General features: G+C 37.3%; 14 protein-coding genes. 8 read left to right on the top strand and 6 right to left on the bottom strand.

Annotation, left to right across the window (positions count from 1 at the left end; translation table 11 throughout):
• Nucleotides 1–33 precede the first annotated feature (33 nt).
• The 3 genes from ACFINC_RS06395 to ACFINC_RS06385 all read left to right on the top strand — a co-directional run bounded on the left by ACFINC_RS06395 (nucleotide 34) and on the right by ACFINC_RS06385 (nucleotide 2,027).
• On the top strand, nucleotides 34–267 hold the full coding sequence (locus ACFINC_RS06395) for a BolA/IbaG family iron-sulfur metabolism protein (protein ID WP_375616595.1): 234 nt from the start codon (nucleotides 34–36) through the stop codon (nucleotides 265–267).
• Nucleotides 268–367: 100 nt separating this feature from the next.
• On the top strand, nucleotides 368–700 hold the full coding sequence (gene grxD, locus ACFINC_RS06390; RefSeq protein ID WP_375616594.1) for a Grx4 family monothiol glutaredoxin: 333 nt from the start codon (nucleotides 368–370) through the stop codon (nucleotides 698–700).
• A 70-nt stretch (nucleotides 701–770) separates the two neighbouring features.
• Nucleotides 771–2,027: a multidrug effflux MFS transporter gene (locus tag ACFINC_RS06385; RefSeq protein WP_375616593.1), complete on the top strand. Its 1,257-nt coding sequence runs from the start codon at nucleotides 771–773 to the stop codon at nucleotides 2,025–2,027.
• 549 nt (nucleotides 2,028–2,576) lie between these two features.
• On the opposite strand, the gene parC is transcribed toward ACFINC_RS06385, so the two are convergent.
• On the bottom strand, nucleotides 2,577–4,826 hold the full coding sequence (parC, locus tag ACFINC_RS06380; RefSeq protein WP_375616592.1) for a DNA topoisomerase IV subunit A: 2,250 nt from the start codon (nucleotides 4,824–4,826) through the stop codon (nucleotides 2,577–2,579).
• 802 nt (nucleotides 4,827–5,628) lie between these two features.
• Complete coding sequence (gene aspS, locus ACFINC_RS06375) at nucleotides 5,629–7,422, bottom strand: aspartate--tRNA ligase (RefSeq protein ID WP_375616591.1); 1,794 nt, start codon at nucleotides 7,420–7,422, stop codon at nucleotides 5,629–5,631.
• Nucleotides 7,423–7,545: 123 nt separating this feature from the next.
• Here aspS and rnd point away from each other — a divergent pair, with 123 nt between their 5' ends.
• Both rnd and ACFINC_RS06365 read left to right on the top strand, forming a co-directional pair.
• On the top strand, nucleotides 7,546–8,700 hold the full coding sequence (rnd, locus tag ACFINC_RS06370; protein ID WP_375616590.1) for a ribonuclease D: 1,155 nt from the start codon (nucleotides 7,546–7,548) through the stop codon (nucleotides 8,698–8,700).
• 628 nt (nucleotides 8,701–9,328) lie between these two features.
• Nucleotides 9,329–9,532 (top strand): DNA-binding protein, encoded by a 204-nt coding sequence (locus tag ACFINC_RS06365; protein WP_375616650.1) that lies wholly within the window; start codon nucleotides 9,329–9,331, stop codon nucleotides 9,530–9,532.
• Between the two features lie 269 nt (nucleotides 9,533–9,801).
• Here the strand turns inward: ACFINC_RS06365 and ppx are convergent, their stop codons facing one another.
• Both ppx and ACFINC_RS06355 read right to left on the bottom strand, forming a co-directional pair.
• Nucleotides 9,802–11,319 carry an exopolyphosphatase gene (gene ppx / locus ACFINC_RS06360; protein WP_375616589.1) on the bottom strand — a complete coding sequence of 506 codons (1,518 nt, stop codon included), beginning with the start codon at nucleotides 11,317–11,319 and terminating at the stop codon, nucleotides 9,802–9,804.
• Between the two features lie 6 nt (nucleotides 11,320–11,325).
• Nucleotides 11,326–13,506 (bottom strand): RNA degradosome polyphosphate kinase, encoded by a 2,181-nt coding sequence (locus tag ACFINC_RS06355; protein WP_375616588.1) that lies wholly within the window; start codon nucleotides 13,504–13,506, stop codon nucleotides 11,326–11,328.
• A 327-nt stretch (nucleotides 13,507–13,833) separates the two neighbouring features.
• Between ACFINC_RS06355 and ACFINC_RS06350 the strand changes: the two genes are divergently transcribed.
• Nucleotides 13,834–14,082 carry a zinc-finger domain-containing protein gene (locus tag ACFINC_RS06350; protein WP_375606646.1) on the top strand — a complete coding sequence of 83 codons (249 nt, stop codon included), beginning with the start codon at nucleotides 13,834–13,836 and terminating at the stop codon, nucleotides 14,080–14,082.
• A 52-nt stretch (nucleotides 14,083–14,134) separates the two neighbouring features.
• A complete protein-coding gene (locus ACFINC_RS06345; RefSeq protein WP_375616587.1) occupies nucleotides 14,135–15,385 on the top strand; it encodes an FAD-binding protein in 1,251 nt (416 codons plus the stop codon).
• Nucleotides 15,386–15,576: 191 nt separating this feature from the next.
• Here the strand turns inward: ACFINC_RS06345 and dnaE are convergent, their stop codons facing one another.
• Nucleotides 15,577–19,065, bottom strand: a complete 3,489-nt coding sequence (gene dnaE, locus ACFINC_RS06340) for a DNA polymerase III subunit alpha (RefSeq protein WP_375616586.1) — start codon at nucleotides 19,063–19,065, stop codon at nucleotides 15,577–15,579.
• 366 nt (nucleotides 19,066–19,431) lie between these two features.
• Here dnaE and recG point away from each other — a divergent pair, with 366 nt between their 5' ends.
• Nucleotides 19,432–21,540, top strand: a complete 2,109-nt coding sequence (gene recG / locus ACFINC_RS06335) for an ATP-dependent DNA helicase RecG (RefSeq protein ID WP_375616585.1) — start codon at nucleotides 19,432–19,434, stop codon at nucleotides 21,538–21,540.
• 405 nt (nucleotides 21,541–21,945) lie between these two features.
• Here the strand turns inward: recG and glmS are convergent, their stop codons facing one another.
• Complete coding sequence (gene glmS, locus ACFINC_RS06330; RefSeq protein ID WP_375616584.1) at nucleotides 21,946–23,769, bottom strand: glutamine--fructose-6-phosphate transaminase (isomerizing); 1,824 nt, start codon at nucleotides 23,767–23,769, stop codon at nucleotides 21,946–21,948.
• Nucleotides 23,770–23,794 lie beyond the last annotated feature (25 nt).

Here is a 23,794-nt window from a genome sequence, read left to right as displayed (position 1 = left end):
TTATAAAAAATTAATAAACAGAGGAGAATAATCATGGCAATGAGTGCCCATGCAATTGAAGCGCTTATTCGTGAAGGCATTCCCGATGCAACTGTGATAATCCGTGATCTTGCTGGAGATGGAGAACACTACGCTGCTGAAGTTATTGCCGAAAGCTTTCGCGGTAAAAGCCGCGTTCAACAGCACAAAATGGTTTATGATGCTCTTAAAGGCAATATGGGAAATGACCTTCACGCTCTAGCTCTACAAACAAATATTCCCAAATAATTTTAAAATTTCTTCTTGCATTCATTCATTCAATACGATTAAAAAATAATATGAGTATAAGTTACACATTTATAGAAATCTGAAATATCGAGGAATAAAAATGACCACTGTTCATGATTTTATTGATAACGAGATTAAAACAAACGACGTCATTTTATTCATGAAAGGAACACCTGACGCTCCGCAATGCGGTTTTTCAGGACAAGTTGTTCAAATCCTTGACTATTTAGGATTGAATTATAAAGGGGTTAATATCTTAACTTCTAACGAATTGCGCCAAGGGATCAAAGATTACTCAAATTGGCCAACAATTCCACAGCTTTATATCAAAGGTGAATTTGTTGGAGGATGTGATATCGTTAAAGAAATGTTTCAAAACAATGAGTTGCAGGAGCTTTTGAAAGAAAAAAATATTCCCTGTAATCAATCATAGGTATCTTGCATTTTATTCAGACTCTTAAAAAGAGCTGTTTTCAGAAGAAATTTTATTTCAAGGATGCCATATGTCATATTCAGTCGATGAAGAAACGCATAGTAATGCGATTAGAAAAAGAATTGGCTATAAAGAATTTGTTATCCTTATTGCTTCGCTGATGGCTATCAATTCTATAGCTGTTGATATTATGTTGCCAGCAATGCCCAACATTTTAGACAGTTTAAATGTTTTCGATGAAAACGATCAACATTATATCATTTCTAGTTACCTTATCAGCTATGGCATCTCACAAATATTTTTTGGTCCCATAAGCGACCGTTATGGGCGACGTAAACTTATCCTTATTGGTCTTGCTTTTTATTCATTTACGGCGATTGGCTGTGCATTTATATCCAATTTTTCTCTCTTGCTTATTTTGCGTATCCTGCAAGGTATAGGAGGAGCTGCTATGCGTGTGCTTACAGTTTCTATTGTACGAGATCTCTATAGTGGTCGGAAAATGGCAGAGGTGATGTCTATCGTGATGATGGTTTTCCTTATTGCACCAATGATTGGACCAGCAACAGGACAGATCATTTTACTGTTTGGAAACTGGCAACTTATTTTCATATTCATGGCAATTATCGGTTTAGGACTGATGATTTGGATTCAACTGCGCTTGCCTGAAACTCTTTATGCGCAACGCTCTCTTTCCTTTTCTTCGGTCAAACATAATTTATGGATTGTGATAACCAATCGCACAACACTTTGCTATACACTAGCAACTTCCATTATTTTAGGCTGTATCTTTACCGCCGTTAATACATCGCAACAAACCTATGAAGGGATCTATAATCTAGGACTTTGGTTCCCTATTGCCTTTGCAGTCGGTGCTGCATTTCAAGCCCTATCATCATTCTTTAACTCTCAACTCGTTGGACAACTTGGAATGCGGCGTATTGCTCACGCAATGCTTTTACTCTTTTGTGCCACTTCATGTGTATGGTTTATTGGCTCCATCTTAACAGATGGCATTCTTCCTTTTCCTTTTTACATGCTGTTATTCTGTATATTGATGTTTGCCTGCGGTGGGATTATGGCAAACTTCAATACACTCGCCCTTGAATCTGTAGGAGAAATAGCTGGAACGGCATCGTCTATATCTGGTTTTTTGCAAACATCTATTGGCACAGGACTTAGTTTTTTTATTGCTCAACAATTTAATGAAACAACCACCCCTAATTCGGCAGGATTTTTCTTTCTGAGTCTCATTGCCATACTTCTTGTCTTATATGCTGAACGGGGTCATCTTTTTAGGCAATATCATAGTAATCCTAACGAGTAAAGATTGCTCTATGAGACAATTAATAATATCTCTCTTGAACAATAAGGAAATGCCTATAATATAAAATAGAGCACTCTTGTGCTGAACATTCACATGTTTATTTTAAAAATAAACTTCTCAAATCATTTCACGACAACATTCATGAATGATATAAGGTTTAAAAAACAGTGAACTGTATAAAAATCATTGAATAGCAGTATCTTTACTTAATAAAGACGCAAATCGTCATCATAATACTATTCCCAGTTTCTAAAAATATAATCACTGACAAAAAACAAACATACCTATTGTTGCAACAGCTCTTATATTTCAAACAGTCTATAAGAAATATTTTTATTCTTTTCCTCAATAGTTTTTATGCACACAATCCCCCCTCATCTTATGACATGCAAATATTTTTTTACTGATTTAACCTAAACAGGACAAAAATTAAGAAAAAAACTCACACTTTAGGTCTTTCTTTCCATATAAAAGTGATACGTTATCTTTATAAATCAATATATTGCATATCATAAAGTCATACGGCACTTTCCCGTTTATAAAATAAATTTAATTGATAAATTTTCCCGATTTTGGAAATCCCCTTGGAACCAAACGCCCGACGCCCGCACGCGTTCCCATCCATTCAATGAGATCATCAGCTTGGCGGTTAAAGATTCGATCAGCTGTATCTTGCCAACTTAAGCCTTCTGATAAATTAAAAGTCTTGGCATCAACAATGCCACCTTCTTTATAACGCTGTAAACGAACACCTTTACCGCGATTCATTTCTGGTATTTGTTCAATAGAAAAAATAAGCATTTTTCGGTTTTCACCGACCACAGCAATATGATCACCATTTACCGGAACACAAAGTTTTACCTTATCAGGAGATTTGACATTCATCACTTGCTTTCCTTTTCGTGTATTGGCGATCACTTCTGAAGAAGAAACAATAAAACCATTACCGTGAGATGAAACCAAGAGCAATTTTCCCTCTGCATGATGCACAAAAGCTGTAAAAATATCGTGCTCATCGTCCATATCAACTAAAAGACGAATGGGTTCACCATGCCCCCGCCCTCCAGGCAAACTATTTGCACTAATAGAAAAAAATTTTCCACCCGTACTGATCAGCACAATCTTGTCGGTCGTAAATGCTGGAAAGGCTAACTTTAAACTATCTCCTTCTTTAAAAGAAAGTGCTTTATAATCGTTTAAATGCCCCTTTAAAGCACGCACCCACCCCTTTTCAGAAATAACAATAGTAACCGGTTCTTTTTCGATCATTGCTTGTTGAATATCATCAAGATCATGTCTTGGTGCCTCTTCAAACGTCGTACGTCTTTTCCCCAAGAGTGTTTCAGGACCAAAAGTGTTTCGAACTTTTTTGATTTCTTCTGAAATTATTTTCCACTGTTTTATAGGAGAAGCTAACAAATTCTTTAGCTTTTCTTTTTCAGCTTTCAAACTTTCAAATTCCTTACGAATTTCAAATTCCTCAAGCTTACGTAAAGAGCGCAAGCGCATATTAAGAATAGCTTCTGCTTGATTTTCTGTTAATTCAAAACGACTGATAAGCTGCTTTTTAGGTTCATCCTCTTCACGAATAATCTGAATGACCTCATCGAGATTTAAATAGGCAATAAGATATCCATGAAGAATTTCCAATCGGCTATCAATTTGATCAAGCCGATAATGAGAGCGACGAATAAGCACTTCTTGACGATGTTCAAGCCATTGATGCAAACTTTCTCGTAAAGAAAGGACATTGGGTATTTTTCCCAAAGACAAAACATTCAGATTGAGGGGAAATCTTACTTCAAAGTCAGTCAATTTAAAAAGAGACTCCATAAGGAGCTCCGGATCAACCGACCGATTTTTAGGAACCAGCACGATTCGGATATCTTCTGCTGATTCATCTTGAATATCCTCAAGCATTGGCAATCGGCGTGCAAGCAATAACTCTGCTGTTTTTTCAATAAGACGTGACTTTTGAATCTGATAGGGAATTTCAGTCACAACAATCACATAAGAACCACGGCTACCAGATTCCTGATGCCAACGTGAACGCAAGCGAAAAAAACCCCGACCAATACGATAAGATTCCTCAATACTCTTTTTAGGCTCAACTAAAATGCCACCAGTTGGAAAATCAGGACCAAGAACGAACTGATTTAATTCCTCATCATGTGTATCGGGATGTGCAATTAAATGGAGCGCCGCATCACAAAGCTCAGCAACATTATGGGGTGGAATAGATGTTGCCATACCAACAGCGATCCCTGATGAACCATTTGCTAAAAGATTAGGAAAAGCCCCAGGCAAAACAACGGGCTCTTCATCTTCCTCATTATAAGTTAAACGAAAATCAATGGCGTTTTCATTAATTCCTTCAAGTAACAATGCAGCCACTTCAGTCATCCGTGCTTCCGTATAACGCATGGCAGCAGCATTATCACCATCAATATTGCCAAAATTGCCTTGTCCATCAACCAACGGATAACGAACTGCAAAACTTTGAGCCAAGCGCACCAAAGCATCATAAATAGATGCATCCCCATGAGGATGAAATTTTCCCATGACATCACCGACAATCCGCGCACATTTCGCATAAGACTGTCCAGGATTTAGTTTGAGAAGCCGCATCGCGTGAACAATCCGCCGATGGACAGGCTTCAATCCATCACGCACATCAGGCAATGCACGGTGCGTAATCGTAGAAAGCGCATAAGCCAAATAACGTTCCTGTAAAGCAGAACGTAATTCTATTGGCTCAATATGTTCTTTATCAAAAGGTAAATTCATTTTATCAGACATAATATTAGAACAAAAGTTCCCACAATAATAAAAAGTTATTTTATAGGATTTATTTAAAACAACCCTTTATGAGTCGACTTTTTTATTAAAAGTCAACGACATAAAAATAAGTGCTGCAATTAAAACATGAACAGAAAATTATATCAATTTGAAAAATTTATACATGTTCTTCCCTCTTGTCCTAAGCAATATATGAAAATACTTCATACATTATCGAAAACTTTTTAAATATCCTCTTTAAGTGATAAAAAACAAAGAAAGTAAATCATTTTTTCAGTGTTAAATAGAGAAACTGGCATTTTCAAAATAAATAATATATTGATATATAAAGATAATTCATTTTTTACAACTTAAATGAAACTCCAGAATATTGTAGAATTCTCTCATTTCCAATTAATTTAAAGATCAATCAATCACAAACATTTCCCCGCTTATCATAAGCGAAAGAGCTACTATATGAAGCAAGGGAGAAAAATGCCTCTTATAATCCATTTGCATACAAGAACGATCAATATTATTGAAATCTAGAAAGTAGAACGGTGGTTATTAGTAAAGATAGTGCTACACAACAATTTTTATATCACTCATGAGGCTTTTATAGTTATACCTTTCATACGAGAAAGCATCGTAAAACACAATTGCATTGAGAGGTATTTCTTTAGAAATAATGCCCTCATAAAAAATCAAAACAACAGTATTTTCTGCCTATCTCAATTTTTACAAATAGTACACACACTGACACCTAGAGAAACATCAACGCTTTACTTTATGTAGAAAAGATGACAACAATCCACAACCAACTTTATGAACTATTTTTATGAGTAGGAACCATGCGGATTCCTAAATCATGTAATTGTGCAGGAGAAACATCAGACGGAGCACTCATCAAAAGATCAAGTGCTTGTTGATTCATAGGAAATAAAGCAACTTCACGCAAATTTTTAACACCTTGCAACAGCATAATGATTCGGTCAATTCCCGCAGCCATACCACCATGTGGTGGAGCCCCATAATGGAATGCACGATAAAGACCACCGAAACGATCTTTCACAACTTCCTTAGAAAGCCCTACAAATTCAAAAACTTTAAGCATCATTTCTGGTAAGTGATTACGAATTCCACCTGATGCAATTTCATAACCATTGCAAACAAGATCATATTGAAAAGCTTTAATAGTAAGAGGATCTTGACAGGCAAGGGCATTTTCTCCCCCTTGAGGCATGGAAAAAGGATTATGTCCAAAATCAATCTTTTTTTCATCTTCATTCCATTCAAAAAATGGAAAATCAACAATCCACGCCAAAGAGAAACTATCTCTATCAAGAAGATCTAATTCTTCCCCTACCCTTGTGCGTGCTGCTCCGGCAAAAGATGAAAACTTTTTTGGATCGCCAGCTACAAAAAAACAGGCATCCCCACTTTCAAGACCAAGCTGTATACGGATTGCTTCAGTCCTCTGTTCACCAATATTTTTGGCGATAGGCCCTGCTCCTTCAAATTTTCCTTCTTCTTCACGCCAGAAAATATAGCCGAGTCCTGGTTGCCCCTCGCCTTGTGCCCATACATTCATACGATCACAAAAAGCACGACTTCCACCCGTTTTAGCTGGAATAGCCCACACTTGTGCATTCTCATCATTCGCTAAAATTTGAGCAAAGACTTTGAAACCAGAATTATAAAAATGCTGAGAAACATCTTCCATAATGATCGGATTACGCAGATCAGGCTTATCAGAACCATATTTCTGTATTGCTTCATCATAGGAAATGCGAGGAAAGCTTTGTGTCACAGTCTTTCCATCTGCAAATTCTTCAAAAATAGAACGCATAATAGGTTCCATAGTTGCTAAAACATCTTCTTGCTCAACAAAACTCATTTCAACATCTAATTGATAAAATTCACCAGGAAGACGGTCAGCTCTTGGATCTTCATCTCTAAAACATGGCGCAATCTGAAAATAACGATCAAAACCTGACATCATCAACAATTGTTTATATTGCTGTGGTGCTTGCGGTAGCGCATAAAATTTTCCCTGATGAACACGACTTGGCACTAAAAAATCACGCGCCCCTTCTGGCGATGAAGCTGTCAAAAGTGGCGTCGTAAATTCTGTAAAACCATTATTTTGCATAGCCCGTCTCATAGCAGCAATAATTTCAGTCCGACGCATAATATTTTTGTGCATAGTCTCCCGACGTAAATCAAGAAAACGATACTTCAATCGAATATCTTCTGGATAATCAGGCTCACCAAAAACCGGTAAAGGAAGTTCATCAGATTTTGAAAGAATTTCTACCTCTTGTGCAAAAATTTCAATCTCACCTGTTGGAAGCGTTGCATTAATAACCTCATCAGAACGTGCACATACCTCCCCATCCACACGAATAACCCATTCAGAACGTACTTTTTCAATAACTTTAAAAGCTGGTGAAGCAGGGTCAGCAACAATTTGTGTGATTCCAAAATGATCACGTAAATCCACAAAAAGAATTCCTCCATGATCACGAACACGATGAACCCACCCCGAAAGACGAACTTGTTTTCCTACATCACATCTACGAAGAGCCGCGCAATGATGACTGCGATAACGGTGCATGTTTTTTGCCTTTGATTATAATACTCACATGAGCTACAAACGCTTTTTAATAACCATTTGTCAAGATATGAGAATAAAAACTCAAAAATAAAGTCAATAAAAGACGAATTTAATTATAGTAGAATGATGAATCTTATTACACAAACAACAGATCTTGAAATTGCACTTAATGCTCTACGTACCTCTGATTTTGTAACAGTCGATACTGAGTTTATCCGCGAAACAACTTTTTGGCCTCAACTGTGTTTAATCCAACTCGCATCACTAGATGTTACAGTTCTGATTGATCCCATAGCACCAGATATTGATTTACAGCCGTTTTTTGACCTTATGATCGATAAAAAAGTTGTAAAAGTTTTTCATGCTGCGCGCCAAGATATTGAAACAATTTATCATCTTGGAGGTGTTATTCCTTCCCCTCTCTTTGATACGCAAATAGCAGGATCAATTTGTGGATTTGGTGATTCTATCTCCTATGATCAAATTGTACAACGCTGCACGGGGCATCATCTTGATAAATCCTCCCGCTTTACAGACTGGAGTTGCCGACCTTTATCTGAAAAACAAATGCTCTACGCACTTGCTGATGTAACTTACTTAAGAGATGTTTACCTGTTATTGAAAAAACGGTTAGAAAAAAATCAACGTGCTCACTGGATGGATGATGAAATAACAATTCTTTTAAATCCTAAAACCTATGATATGCCAGAAGATGAAGCGTGGAAAAAAGTGAAAGGACAAATTAAAAAGCCACGTGAACTTGCTGTATTACAAAAGATAGCAGCTTGGCGTGAACGTGAAGCACGAAAATACAATATGCCACGTCGTCATATTATAAAAGATGAATGTCTTATAGAAATAGCAATCCAACAACCAAAAGATGAATCTGCATTAAAACGGTTGCGCAGTCTTAATAAGAATTGGGATAAACTCTCAATTGCTCAATCATTAATCAAAGCTGTCCACGAAGGCTTAGAGGTGGATCTTTCTACTTTACCCCCCATTCCTAAACATAACCCACTCAATGATTCGACAGCCGCTGTTATCGATCTGCTCAAAGTGTTATTAAAAATTGTTGCAAATGAAAACAGCATTGCCCCTAAAATTATTGCAACATCTAATGATTTAGAAAAAATTGCCAATGGAGGAATAAAGAAAAATATTCCCGCTATGAATGGCTGGCGCTATGAAATATTTGGTAAAAAAGCCGAACAACTACTAAAGGGCCAGATAGGGTTTTACTTTAACGATGGAAAAATAAGCACAAAACAGCTTTAATTTACATTTTAATTTTGAAAAATCCATTACGCTACTCATTATCTACATCAATTGGTATGCCCTATAGGCCAATGCAAATAGGATAAATAAAACCTACTTCTGACAAAGTTAAAAACTTAGATAGTAAACTCTTATTAAAATGACAGCTAAATCTTTATTAGATCAATCAAATAGCAATCTTATTAAGAATAATCTAAAAAAACAGATAGCTCCTCATTTAAACGTTTTAAAAAGAAAAAATTCTGATAATAAAAGCGCATCCATTATAAAAATAGCAGCCTAGCAATAGGAACAAACAAAGATATAATGCTTCATGTCACCATATCGTATTAAAAAAACTACCGAGATTGCAATATAATAATCAAAAAAAAAGCCTGCTTAGCAACTAAAACACCTAACAAAGGCAATATATTGATTTATAAAGATAATATAGCGTTATTTATATTGAATTAGAACTCCAAATATCGTAAGATTCTCTCATTTTATCTCAATAAGCTCATAAAGTATCACATAAGAAATTATATGATAAAGCGCTGTTTTTTTTATAGATTAAGCATCTTACAAAGGATTCAAAAATATGATTATAATAGTTATGATTTGTTTCTATTTTTTATAGTGAAAGGATTTTATAAAGTCAGAAAATGATATTCTTTTGCCAAACCGTGAAAGTGCAAAACTACTTCATATAAGTGGTTCGACATTCCGGCGTCATGTAACCAATGGATCTCTCCAAAAATCTTTAAAATTTGTTTTTTTATCGCGTTGGCTACAATCAAATCTTATCAATATAATCAAGAAAGCTAAACAGAAACGTTATAACGACGCAGCATAAAAAGAAAACCTTGTCACGTAAGGACGGACAAGGCTTTTATTTTTACATGAAGCTTATGAAATGCAAATCACATCCTGTGACGCAAATAACAGAATAAAAAATTATATTTTCTTTTATGAATGCTCAGGGCATTACAAATGTCTTGCGTAGAGTCTGGATTGGGCGTTATGAAACAACCAGTTGTTCAGCTCATGATGATAGGTTACCTAGTTTATCCCTCGTCAATGGCTTTATTATAAGACATAAAACACAAATAAATTAGGAAAAAATCAAAAAATTTCAAAAGAGAGAGGTTGTTTTATTATTGTTGATAACTTCTTTAATCGTCCAAGAGGACGTTCTCCTAATAATCCAGCGTAATTCTTTGGGATCTGCAGGATAATATGATCTGTTTTTTTATGCCACAATAAATGAGGTAAAATTCCTGCAACAGAAGCGCTAAAAAGATGAGCAAGACGCATAGTTTCACCGAGAATACGTGCTTTCTCAATTATATTTTGCGTTGCTAGCTGAAAAATGGGAAGAGATTCTTTATCAACCAATAAACTTGTATTGCGAAAAAAAACAGCAAGCGCCGCATAAAGGCGCCCTTCATGAGAAATTCCTGGATAAGATCCTAATGCTATCTGATTGGCTGCTTCATTGCCTCGATAATCTGGATGTATACGCCAACCAATATCAGCAAGAAGACAAGCAGCTTGACGATAACGGTATTCATTCTCAGTTTCTGAAATTCCAAAAACTTCAAAGGCATTCGTCGTAAAATTAATGAGCTCTTCTGCTTGTTTGGGTGAACGTGCCCGTAAAATAGCCATTTCTGTGCACGCCTCAATGAGAGGATCTGAAATGCGAATCGCCTGCGGCAATCGTGAATAAAGAAAACCTTCACGAACGCCAGCACCAGAAAAGATTATCTTTTCAAACTCCATATACTGAATGAGTTCAATAAGAACTATTGCTCCATAAGATAAAAGTTTCCGACGATTCTGTGAAACCGCTGCAATCCCTCTCATATTATCAATATTGCCACTTGCTACAAGACGTAAAAAACTTTCCATTTCAACGGCATCAACTTCATAGCCATGCATAACAGGGAGGCGATAATGTTTCATTGCCATATGAAGTTTTGCCAAATTACGCCATGTTCCTCCTACGGCATAAAAATAACGTGCTATACCTTTACGCGTATGAATAATAGAAGATTTATAAAATTGCTCATGTACAATTTTTGTGGCTACAGCGCTATCATTATTTGACATATACTGTAGCCGTAATCCCCCTAATGGAAGCGTTATTCCTTCACCGACATCAGAATGATCAATATCAATCAGCTCGAGACTTCCACCACCAAGATCCCCAGAAATACCCTTTGGTTGATAAAAAGTAGAAACAACTCCATAGGCTGAATACATAGCTTCTTCACTTCCTGAAAGAAGATATATTTTATTTTGCAAAATATCCTCAGCATGCTGAATAAACGCTACACCATTTTTTGCATCTCGTGCTGCTGCCGTTGCTAAAGTATAAACCTCATCTGCTCCAATCTGTCGACAAAGCGTACGAAACCGTTTCAGTGTTTGCAACGCCATTTTCATCGATTTTTCTTCTAAAAATCCCGTTTTTGCCACACCATGACCGAGACCACAAAGAACCTTTTCATTAAACAAAACCGTTGGCGAGCGAACAAGCCCCTCATAAATAACCAGCCGAACAGAATTTGAACCAATGTCAATAACAGCAACAGGTTTACGCCCTTTTAGCCGACCTTGAGCATCTCTATATGTCATTGGAATTCAATCTTTATGTATTTCGGCTTGTTGCCGATGCAACGCCACCAAACGCAAAACAGAAGATTCAAAAGACTCATCTTCTCCCGCAATACTCGTATTGGCCATAAAATACTCCTGCGCATTAAACAGACTTTCACCTATCTGCGGTATGATACGCTTTGATGTTCCGTCCTTAAGTATATCAAAGCTTTGTTGATTATCAATGATATTAGCCAACATAATCTGTAAAAGAATTTTTTGACGCGCCATTTTATTAAAAACTGGAACCAATATTTCAATACGATAGTCTAGATTACGAGGCATCATATCGGCAGAGCCTAAGTAAATAAGCGCATTTTCATTGGGCAAATCTTGACCATTCCCAAAACAAAAAATGCGACTATGTTCAAGAAAACGCCCTACGATTGACTTTACACGAATATTATCTGAAATTCCTGGAATACGAGGACGTAAACAACATATTCCCCGTACAACCAAATCAATTTGCACTCCAGCTTGACTAGCACGATATAAAGCATCAATAATCTCAGGATCAACCAATGCGTTAACTTTCATCCAAATAGCAGCAGATCTTCCCTGGTATGTATGAGCAATTTCTCTTTCAATATGCTGAAGAATACGACCACGCAATGTTAAGGGTGAAAAAGCAATCTTCATTGTTTCATTTGGACGTTCATATTGCGCAATATAATTGAACAATAACGCAACATCATGAGCGATAACATCATCCGTGGAAAAAAAAGAAAGATCAGTATAAGTTTTAGCGTTAACGGGATGGTAATTTCCTGTTCCAAGATGAACATAAGAGCAAAGACGTTTTCCCTCACGTCTCACAACCAGTGACATTTTAGCATGTGTTTTTAATGCAATAAAACCAAAAATAACTTGAACCCCAGCACCTTCAAGATCCCGTGCCCAACGAATATTTGCTTCCTCATCAAAACGTGCTTTAAGTTCTACCAAAGCAGTCACAGATTTTCCCTGTTCAGCAGCTTCAATCAAAGCGCTAACAATTGGGCTATCATTTGATGTACGATAAAGAGTTTGTTTAATTTCCACAACATCAGGATCGCAAGCAGCTTGACGTAAAAATTGGACAACAACATCAAATGTCTCATAGGGGTGATGAATTACGATATCATTTTCACGAATAGCCGCAAAACAATCCCCATGATGTTCACGAATACATTTCGGAACACGGGGAATATAAGGAATAAATTTGAGATCATCACGGGGAATAGAAATAATCTCTGACACCATATTAAGCGCCAAAAATCCATCAAGAACATTAATACAATGATCAGGAACAGAAAGACTATTTGCTATAAATTGACGTAAATCCTCTGGCATTTTTGCGTCAAATTCAATTCGAATAACCTGTCCACGGCGCCGCCTTTTAAGAGCAGTTTCAAAAAAATGAACAAGATCTTCAGCTTCCTCTTCTACTTCAATATCACTATCTCGGATCACTCTAAATGTACCAATTCCTTTAACCTCATAGTTAGGAAATACATGTTTAATAAAAAGGCAAATAACATCTTCAGATGCGATAAAACGAAAATGATTACCTTCCTGAGGAAGAAGAATGAAACGCCTTAAAAGCATTGAAATAGACAACAACACTGTGTGTGAGTTCTGATCAGTTTCTCCAGACAATTGAAGCCCAATAGAAAGCCCTAAATTAGGAATAAATGGAAAAGGACGAGTAGAATCAACAGGCAAAGGTTTTAAAACAGGAAAAATTGTCTCAAGAAAATATTTTTCAAGCCATGATTTTTCAATTTCTGAAAGATCATCCGGACAAATAATTTCAATATCATTCTTTTTTAATTCATCACGTAAAACATTCAATTCTCGTAGTTGGTGAGCCTGCAGCTTTGAAATCTCAGCGAGCACAATATCAAGTTGTTCCTGTGGAGTGTGCCCATCTGCACTGCACACTGTAACGCGAGCACGAATTTGAGCTGCTAGTCCTGCAACACGAACCATAAAAAACTCATCAAGATTTGTTGCTGAAATAGAAAGAAATTGTAGACGTTCTAATAAAGGATGTTTCGAATTAGCAGCTTCCATCAAAACACGATTATTAAATTGTAGCCATGAAAACTCTCGATTAATAAACCGTGCTGGATTTTTCATTGTTATATCCGATATAGAAATTTTATCTACCACCCTCTGTTCCATATATTCTAACTAAGCTTCTTTTATACTTTATAAAATCTTTGATAAAATATCTCACATAATATTTTATAATATGTTATCATCACAATAATACATCAATGCCCCATTTTTCTTGTCATGTTTCCATTTAATATTTTAAAATACTTGGAACGAGGCTCTATGCGCAAAGCGCTAAAAACACGACAACTATTCTGATTATAGCATAAAAGAGGAATAATTTGTCTTAAAAAGCATCTTGCATTATGATACGCTTTATTACAAACTCACACTCATAAAATAGAAGAGCCCTATCATAACTAACGAGACAATTTATTCTGGAGTTTGTACGCCATGGCTGATCACAATATTCCCCATTTTCAAAATGACCTTGGATATAAAACAATCGAAATTGGTGTGAAAGAGTTTATGTGTGTAGGCGCTACACAACCATTTGATCACCCTCATATCTTTATTGATATGGGCGCTGCTGATGAGAAAATTTGTCCTTATTGCTCAACCCTTTATCGTTATGTTCCCTCGTTATCGTACGATCAAACAAACCCAACAGGATGTTTATATCATCCAGACAAGCTATTATAATGTGTTCTAGGGCTTTCTTAAATAACCACTCTTTTAATTCTGCTTGTTTAATATGAAATCGTTTGTAGAGCAATCACCTATCATCGTTGGAGGAGGAATCGCTGGTTTAAGCACCGCTTTAGCACTCGCTCATAAAGGAATTGCAAGCATCATTATTGAAAAGTGTAAAAAACTTGAAACAATAGGCGCTGGTATTCAACTGACACCAAATGCAACATCTATTCTTGCTCGCTGGGACCTTCTTAACAAACTCACTGAAGTTGCGACAATCCCACATTTTCTTGAGTTAAAAGATGGAATATCTTTAAAAATACGTCTACGTGCTCATCTTATCACTCTAACAGAAAAATATTGGAAAGCCCCTTATATGACGATTCACCGCGCGGCTTTACAAAAAATTTTATATAATGCAGTGATTGAAAATCCTTTGATCAAATACAAAGCAGGTGAATCTATTATATCGTCTACACAATCTGCAACAAACATTAAAATAACCACAATAAAAACAGATACAGCAACACAACAACAGCTTTATTTAACCCCTCTCCTGATCGGATGTGATGGCGTTTGGTCAACATTACGGCAACAATCTCCTTTTCATGAAAAAGCAAATTTTAGTGGTTTTATTGCTTGGCGAGCAACAACAGTACTTGATAATCTTCCTCAAAACTTTCGTTCTTCATTGCAAAATGTGAAGACAATTACGGCTTGGATGGGGCCTCAAAATCATCTTGTTGTCTACCCCATTCAATCGTCAGAAAAAATTTTTAATTTTGTCGCCATTACGCATGGAGAAAATTCAAAAGAAGGATGGGCCCATAAAGGAGATAAAGAAAAACTTAAATTTCTTTTTAAAGCTTGGAATTCAAAAATCTTACAAATCTTTGATCATATTGATGAATGGAGATATTGGCCACTCTTTCAGATGAAACAAAATCGTTTTCTAGGCTTAGAGAGACAAGTGTTTGTTGGCGATTGCGCACATGCTGCCTTGCCTTTTGCAGCACAAGGTGCCGCTATGGCAATCGAAGATGCTGCCACATTAGCAAAAGCACTTTCATTGAAAGATCTTTCATTAACGAAAGCACTTTCGCTTTACGAAAAAACACGTACCCCCCGTATTGCAGAAGTAAAAAAACGCGGAGATTTCAACAAATTAGCCTATCATGCAACTGGTCCCATAGCAATCGCCCGTAATCTCATGATGAAAATTCGTACACCAGAGAGCATTATGTCAGATCTCAATTGGCTTTACATGTATGATGCGATGAATTCCATAAAAAATAATAATAAAAACTTATAAAATTCTTCCGGTACTTTGAATATTACGAAAGAAAGAGATTTTTTGACTCTATGACACTAAAGACCCATCATAATTTACTCAAATAAAAACAATATCTTTCGAAACCTACAATCCGATTTTAAAAGCTCAATTTTTAGCTCTCCTAAAAGCAAAAACACCACTCAAAATCAGCTCCCATCTTTAATCTTTTTTTAACTCAACTCTACATCGACCACCCCCTGAATTAACTTCATAGCATTTGCGACATGTGAATTTACCTTATATCGCTTAGGAAGCGCAATTTCGACTTCTCGCAATCCATCCTCTTGAATTAAAATAAGTCCAACCTCTCCATTCCCCCCAAGATTTAAATTTTGTTCAATTTGTGGAAGCATATCAACTGTTTTTATAAAAAGACGCATCATTTTATGCTGCTGTAACGCTTCTTTTTCCAAAGACTGAATTGTCTCAATTCGCAAACTAATTCCTTCAGAGCGATTTTCTGCGCTCACCGTAATAATAAAAGATTTTCCGGGTTCTAGCATCTCTTCATAATCCGAGAGTGCCTCAGAAAAGAGAACTGCTTCATATTGTCCACTTGTATCAGAAAAATGAATAATTCCCATTTTTTTACCAGATTTTGTTTTGCGCACGTTTTTTGCCACAACAGTTCCAGCAAGTCGTGCAGCCGTTGCCCCCGCTTTAACGGCATTGGCAAAATTACCCCAAGTCTGAACGCGTTTTTTAGCGAGAATGGTTTGATACTCATCCAATGGATGAGCTGAAAAGTAAAAACCTATAGCTTGAAATTCTCGATAAAGTTTTTCAGCCAGCAACCAAGGAGTCGTTTGCGATAAAATCAAGGGCTCTTTTAATCCGCCTGCCATTCCAAATATATCAACCTGCCCGCTAGAATTGTCATCTAGAATACGAAGTGCCCGCGCATGAAGGGTTCCAAGATTGGCTAATAAAACCTCACGTGCAATGCTAAAACAATCAAAAGCGCCAGCACAAACTAAACTTTCCATCGCACGCTTATTAACAATATGAGGATCAACACGCGCACAGAAATCTTCTAGATCCTTAAAAATTTCATTTCCACGACAAGCGACAATATGATCTACAACCGTTTCTCCCACACCTTTAATGGCAGCAAGAGAATAATAAATACAGTTATCACCAACCTCAAAAACACGATGAGATGTTTGTATAGAAGGCGCAATAACTTCAATACCCAGCCTTAACGCTTCACGCCGAAAATCATTGAGCTTATCGGTATTCGTCATATCATACGTCATTGAAGCAGCTAAAAACTCAACGGGATAATTGGCTTTCATATACGCTGTTTGATAAGAAACAATCGCATAAGCAGCAGCGTGTGATTTATTAAAACCGTAATCGGCAAATTTTGCTAAAAGATCAAATATAATATCAGCTTGCTCTTTATCAACACCACCAGCAACAGCGCCATTGACAAAACGCGTACGCTGTTTTTGCATTTCTGCATGAATTTTTTTCCCCATAGCGCGCCGTAATAAATCAGCTTCTCCAAGCGAGTAACCAGCCAGCACCTGAGCAATCTGCATCACCTGTTCTTGATAGACTATAACACCTTGTGTTTCTTTAATCAGATGATCTATTTTAGGATGAATAGAAGCTATCTCCTCTTCCCCATGTTTGCGTGCATTATAGGTTGGTATATTCTCCATTGGACCAGGACGATAAAGCGCAACCAGCGCAATAATATCTTCAATACGGTCTGGCTTCATTCCAATCAGCGCCTTGCGCATACCAGAACTTTCCACCTGAAACACACCAACCGTTTCACCACATGCCATCATAGCGTAGGTTGCTTCATCATTTAGAGGGATATTTGACAAATCTATTTTGATCTTCTTTCTGGCAACAAAATCAACAGCCATTTTCAAAACAGTCAGTGTTTTTAGTCCAAGAAAATCAAATTTTACCAACCCTGCCTGTTCTACATATTTCATATTAAATTGTGTAACAGGCATATCAGAACGAGGATCACGATACATCGGGACAAGCTCCCAAAGCGGACGATCTCCTATAACAATCCCAGCAGCATGCGTTGAAGCGTGACGATAAAGTCCTTCCAACTGAAGTGCTATATCTAATGCGCGTCCAATGACGGGATCTTTTTTCTTTTCCTCTTCAAATTTGGATTCATCCTTAATAGCATCCGCTAATTCTACCTGACTTCCTGGCGTAGCAGGAATTAATTTTGTAAGATAATCCACCTGACGATAAGGAACTTCTAAAACACGCCCCACATCACGCAAAACTGCACGTGCTTGTAACTTACCAAAGGTAATAATTTGAGCAACTTGATCACGTCCATATTTTTTTTGAACATATTGAATAACTTCTTCACGCCGCTCTTGACAAAAATCGATATCAAAATCTGGCATCGAAACACGATCTGGATTGAGAAAACGTTCAAAAAGAAGGGAAAAACGCAATGGATCAACATCGGTAATCGTTAATGCATAAGCAACAAGTGAACCAGCACCAGATCCCCGCCCTGGACCAACAGGAATATCATGAATCTTCGCCCATTTTATGAAATCTGAAACGATAAGAAAATATCCAGAAAATTGCATACGCGTAATAACTGAAATCTCATAATCAAGCCGCTGCTCATAATCTGCAATCGTATACCCTTCAGCCAATCCAATTGTTTCAAGGCGCATCTTCAAACCAGCTTTAGCTTGATTTAACAATTCACTATCTTCTGCTTCTAAAGTATTTTCTGAATTAGAAGATTGTTCTATAAAACGAGGCAATATCGGTTTTCGAAGAGGCGTGGCAATATGACAACGCAATGCAATTTCAACACTATTTTCTAAAGCTTCTGGAAGATCAGAAAATAGCGCAACCATTTCATCTTGTGACTTCAAGTAATGATCTGGCGTCACCCGTTTGCGATCTGGATTAGAGACGATTTGTCCTTCTGAAACAGCCATCAACGCATCATGCGCTTCATACCCCTCTCTCTTCAGAAAAAAGGCTTCATTCGTTGCAACAAGAGGAATTTCATGTGCATAAGCTAATTCAATAAGGTCTGCTTCTACTCTTCGATCATAAGAGCCATGTCGCTGTAATTCCACATAAAGACGATCAGAAAAAATTTTTTTTAAATAAATTAAGCGTTCAACAGCGCGTTCTTTTTTTTCTTCTAACAAAGAACAATTAATAGGTCCTCCCTTTCCACCCGTTAAAGCGATTATTCCTTCACTGTGTTCTGACAACCAATCAGCTTTAATATGAGGAGGATCAGTATCACATTTATCAAGATAAGCACGGCTTACAAGACGAACCAAATGAGCATAACCGGTTTCGCTAGCAGCCAACAGAACAATAGAGCAGAAATCAGAAGCATTACGTCCTTTAACCAAACGTGAATGATTATTTTCATCACAAAAATCAACGGTAAGCTGACAACCAATAATGGGTTGAACCCCATGAGAAAGACAATACTGCGAAAACTCCAAAGCACCAAATAAATTATTGGTATCGGTAATAGCAACCGCTGGAGCATGATCTAAAATCGTCTGTTGAATAATTTGTGGGATTTTTAAAGCCCCTTCGAGCAAGGAATAAGCTGAATGCACTCTCAAATGAATAAAGCGAGGAAGAGAATTTTTGTATTCTTGCATTTTATTTTTATCTTTGACCACTCTCACAATTTCCTACTATAAACTAAATGCCAAACAGCACCCCTTAAAGAAAAAAATTCAGGCTAGCATAACTTTAAAGCTATAAATTTATCGTCTCACATAGAAAAAATATCCTAGTTTTATTGATATTTATAAGAGAGTTCTATCAAGAAAGTGCCTCTATTCACAGCAAATAAACGCCTAAAATAAAAAGAAGCAAAATATGCCATAAGGACTTTCATTTTTTTATTTTATTTCTCTTTTAAAGATAATTTCTTTTCTTACAATGCAATGTGTAAATAAAATAACATCTTCTTTAATGACTTTATCCCCAAAAAGCTCTTCTAAAGGTCTAGAAAAAACAAAAAGAGCAGGTTAAATTTTCTCATGCCTCCAAGTCTTCTTGCCCCTCTTTTCAACTCTATTCGAACCCTTTCTGGTATTACACCTAAAATCTATGGCTTACTGACCAAACTCTTAAATGTTAATCCTACACAACGGGAAGTAACCCTTATTGATCTCCTTCAATTAATGCCCCATTCCGTTATAGACCGCAGAATGCGTCCCAGTATTGCTTGTGCAAAAGAAGGAGATACTGTGACGCTTGAAATTATCATTGATCAACATCAACCACCACCCCGTGGTCATAACCGAATTCCCTATCGTGTTATTGCGCATGATCAAACAGGAAAAATAAATTTAGTCTTTTTTCATGCTCAACCTCTTTGGCTAAAAAAACAACTTCCCGAAGGCAAAAAAGTCGTTGTATCAGGAAAAGTTGAATGGTTTAATGGGCAACTTTCAATGGCGCATCCAGACCATATCGCCACAAGCGAACAATCAAATCAGATACCTCTTATCGAACCGATTTATCCATCTACTGCAGGACTCACTGCAAAGACGCTAAGACGCGCCATACAAAACGCTCTTGATTTTATTCCTCTTCTACCAGAATGGATAGATGAAAATATAAAAAAGCAGCAAAATTTTCCTTCTTTTTCTATTGCTTTACGCCGTATCCATTCGCCCATTAACCCCGATGATCTATCCTTAGAAAGTACAGCACGCAAACGTCTTGCCTATGATGAATTGCTCGCTTGTCAATTGGCACTAAACCTCGTGCGTTTGAAAACTAAATCTCTTATTGGCACTTCTCGACCAGCAACTGGAATTTATACTAACAAATTGCTCAATATCCTCCCCTTTCAACTTACAACCGGACAAATAAAAGCGGTAGAAGATATCGCAAATGATCTTGCTTCACCAGAACCGATGCTAAGACTGCTCCAAGGTGATGTAGGCGCAGGAAAAACTGTCGTTGCATTAATGGCAATGGCACAAATTGCTGAAAATTCAGGACAATCAGCTTTAATGGCACCAACCGAAGTGCTGGCTAGGCAACATTTTGCCACCATTGCCCCTCTTGCCGAAAAGATCGGATTACAAACAACGCTTTTAACAGGACGAGAAAAAGGAAAAATGCGGACAAATATCTTGAATGATATTTTATCAGGTCAAGTTTCTATTGTCATTGGAACCCATGCTCTCATACAAAACAGCGTTACTTATAATAATCTCGCTTTAACCATTATCGATGAACAACACCGTTTTGGTGTCCATCAACGTATTGCCCTTACAGAAAAAGGCAATCAACCTGATATGCTGGTTATGACCGCCACGCCCATTCCCCGCACCCTTGTCTTAACAACTTTTGGTGATATGGATGTCTCTAAAATTACAGAAAAACCAATTGGGCGACAACCTATTACAACAGCAACGCTTTCTTTGAAACGTCTTCATGAGCTTATAGAGCGAATTGCAATTGCATTAGAAAAAGGAGAAAAGCTTTATTGGATTTGTCCTTTAGTGGAGGACTCTACAGCTCTTGACCTTACTTCAATTGAAAACCGCTTTGCATTTCTTCATGAGCGCTTTGGATCACACGTTGGTATGATCCATGGAAAAATGTCTACAGCAGAAAAAGAAGCAGCTATGGCATCTTTTAAATGCGGCAATACACGCATTTTAGTTGCAACCACTGTTATTGAAGTGGGGGTAGATATTCCAGATGCTTCAATCATTATCATCGAACACGCGGAACATTTTGGACTTTCACAACTGCATCAATTGCGTGGACGTGTAGGACGAGGAGATAAAAAATCTTCCTGCATTCTGCTCTACAAAGATCCACTGACAAAAACAGCAGCAACACGCCTTAATATTATCCGCAACACAGAAGATGGTTTTGAAATTGCTGAAGAAGATTGGCGTTTGCGAGGTGAAGGAGAGCTTTTAGGTACAAAACAATCCGGAGTCCCTGAGTTTCATATAGCAAACCTTGCTGTTCACAGTGATCTTTTGTCAATGGCAAGAAAAGATGCTCGTTTATTTTTACAACGCGATCCTCATCTTTCTTCTGAGCAAGGACAAGCTTTACAGTTACTCCTTTATCTTTTCGGACACGACGATGCTACACGTCTCTTACGATCAGGGTAACTCTAGAAAAGAACTTTTGATAAAAAACTTAAATACCTCTCTCTTAAAATATGATTTTCTTTCTTGAAATAACCCATAAATAACCTAACGTAATCCCTACCCCATCTTTATGCCTCATAAAAGAATAACAAACCAACGTCAGATCTTCTCTTACAATCTGGATGACTCTTGCATTAAAACAATAAAAGCACTCTTGCGCTCTTTTTGCCATTATATTCACACAGCTGATTCATTTTTTGATAGGTAAAAAATATTTTTCATTCTGTCGTAAAGGGGTTGGAATGAGAAATTCAGTCGTGGAGATTCTTATTTGACAGAGAAAAATGGAAAAATAAGCTATCATTATAAATCAACTTGTTACACTTGATTATTCTCTAATCAGATTCAGAAATACAAACGCTATTTTTATTCAACCGTGACTGATTTTGCTAAATTACGGGGTTGATCAACATCTGTTCCTAATAAAACAGCCGTATGATAAGCGATTAACTGAATGGGGAGAGCATAAATAATAGGAGCAATAAATTCTGAAACATCTGGCAAAGTAATCGTTGATAAAGTCTGAAAACAAGCTGCTTTTGCTCCTTTTTTATCGGTTATTAAAATAATACGACCATTGCGCGCTACTACTTCTTGCATATTAGAAAAAGTCTTTTCAAACCATCGATCATAAGGCGCCACAACAATAACGGGTATTGTCTCATCTACCAACGCAATTGGCCCATGCTTCAACTCACCCGCCGCATAACCTTCAGCATGAATATAAGAAAGCTCTTTCAATTTAAGGGCTCCCTCCAAAGCAATCGGATAAGAAGTTCCACGTCCCAAATAAAGAACACTTTTTGCATTCACCAAATCACGACAAATAGATTCAATTTTGCCTTCTAATTTTAAGACCTCATTTAAAATACGAGGAACTTCTGCCAACTGCTGAACCAATTGCTGTTCCATTTGAACTGTAAGATAACCACGTTGTTTAGCAGCACTAAGAGCAAGTGAAGCAAGCGTTGCCAATTGACAGGTAAAAGCTTTTGTTGAAGCAACACCTATTTCCGGTCCGGCAAGTGTTGGGAGAATAAAATCAGCCTCCCTTGCCATTGTTGATTGTTCAACATTCACAATTGTTGCTGTTTTTATACCCCGTTCACGACAATAACGCAAAGAAGCCAATGTATCCGCTGTTTCACCAGATTGAGAAACAAACAATGATAACGCATCAGACGTTATAGGAGGTTCGCGATAACGAAATTCCGAAGCGACATCATTATCAACACTTAAAGCGGCAAATTTTTCAAACCAATAGCGCGCAACTAAGGTTGAGTAATAAGCCGTTCCACAACTCGCAAAAAGAAGCCGATGAATATTTTTCCAATCAATCAAATTCTCAAGTGGTCGAACCGCATAATTCCCAAGATCAAGATAATGCGCCAAATTATGAGAAATCACTTCAGGTTGTTCAAACATTTCCTTGTGCATAAAATGACGATGATTACCCTTAGAAATCAATAAAGCCCCTTCAAGTAATGGTGTCACAGGACGTTTTATCAGTTGGTTGTTGGCATCGTAAATTGTGACACCCTCCCGTGTGATAACAGCCCAATCCCCATCTTCCATATAGCTAATGTGATCAACGAATGGCGCTAAAGCAATGGCATCTGACCCCACAAAAAATTCATCTTTTCCATACCCAATTGCCAGAGGTGGACCAGAACAAGCCGCAATCATAAGGTTATCTTCACCTTCAAAAATAAGAGCAATAGCAAAAGCCCCCTGCAGCCTTTTCCAACTGGTACGTATGGCTTCTTGCGGAGAAAGACCATCTTTTAATGCACGCGTTATTAAATGTGCAATAACTTCCGTATCCGTCTCTGTTTCAAAGATACAACCATCCTCTATGAGTTCCTTTTGCAGTTCTACAAAATTTTCAATAATACCATTATGAACAATCGCAAGCTTTTCAGTCACATGGGGATGCGCATTGCGTTCAACAGCAATTCCATGCGTAGCCCAACGCGTATGACCAATCCCTAAACTTCCCTTCAGAGGTGTTTTTTTTAATTTTTCTTCTAAATGAACAAGCTTCCCCTCAGCACGTACACGATAAAGATGCCCATTATGGACCGTTGCCACCCCAGATGAATCATACCCTCTATATTCGAGACGTTTTAATCCCTCAACCAAAGAGGACGTAACACACCTCTTTCCAAGAACTCCAATAATTCCACACATTAAAAAGCTCCAACCCACATCTTAA

The sequence above is a fragment of the Bartonella sp. AP58NXGY genome (assembly GCF_042195785.1).
Taxonomy (GTDB): domain Bacteria; phylum Pseudomonadota; class Alphaproteobacteria; order Rhizobiales; family Rhizobiaceae; genus Bartonella.
Note: the sequence above shows the minus strand (reverse complement) of the source record. Positions and strands in the feature narration are given on the sequence as shown.

What these genes read in the sequence shown, in the direction of transcription:
- ACFINC_RS06395 (WP_375616595.1), top strand. Translation starts at nt 34, where the DNA reads ATGGCAATGAGTGCCCATGCAATTGAAGCGCTTATTCGTGAAGGCATT.
- grxD (WP_375616594.1), top strand. Translation starts at nt 368, where the DNA reads ATGACCACTGTTCATGATTTTATTGATAACGAGATTAAAACAAACGAC.
- ACFINC_RS06385 (WP_375616593.1), top strand. Translation starts at nt 771, where the DNA reads ATGTCATATTCAGTCGATGAAGAAACGCATAGTAATGCGATTAGAAAA.
- parC (WP_375616592.1), bottom strand. Translation starts at nt 4,826, where the DNA reads ATGTCTGATAAAATGAATTTACCTTTTGATAAAGAACATATTGAGCCA.
- aspS (WP_375616591.1), bottom strand. Translation starts at nt 7,422, where the DNA reads ATGCACCGTTATCGCAGTCATCATTGCGCGGCTCTTCGTAGATGTGAT.
- rnd (WP_375616590.1), top strand. Translation starts at nt 7,546, where the DNA reads ATGATGAATCTTATTACACAAACAACAGATCTTGAAATTGCACTTAAT.
- ppx (WP_375616589.1), bottom strand. Translation starts at nt 11,319, where the DNA reads ATGACATATAGAGATGCTCAAGGTCGGCTAAAAGGGCGTAAACCTGTT.
- ACFINC_RS06355 (WP_375616588.1), bottom strand. Translation starts at nt 13,506, where the DNA reads ATGGAACAGAGGGTGGTAGATAAAATTTCTATATCGGATATAACAATG.
- ACFINC_RS06350 (WP_375606646.1), top strand. Translation starts at nt 13,834, where the DNA reads ATGGCTGATCACAATATTCCCCATTTTCAAAATGACCTTGGATATAAA.
- ACFINC_RS06345 (WP_375616587.1), top strand. Translation starts at nt 14,135, where the DNA reads ATGAAATCGTTTGTAGAGCAATCACCTATCATCGTTGGAGGAGGAATC.
- recG (WP_375616585.1), top strand. Translation starts at nt 19,432, where the DNA reads ATGCCTCCAAGTCTTCTTGCCCCTCTTTTCAACTCTATTCGAACCCTT.
- glmS (WP_375616584.1), bottom strand. Translation starts at nt 23,769, where the DNA reads ATGTGTGGAATTATTGGAGTTCTTGGAAAGAGGTGTGTTACGTCCTCT.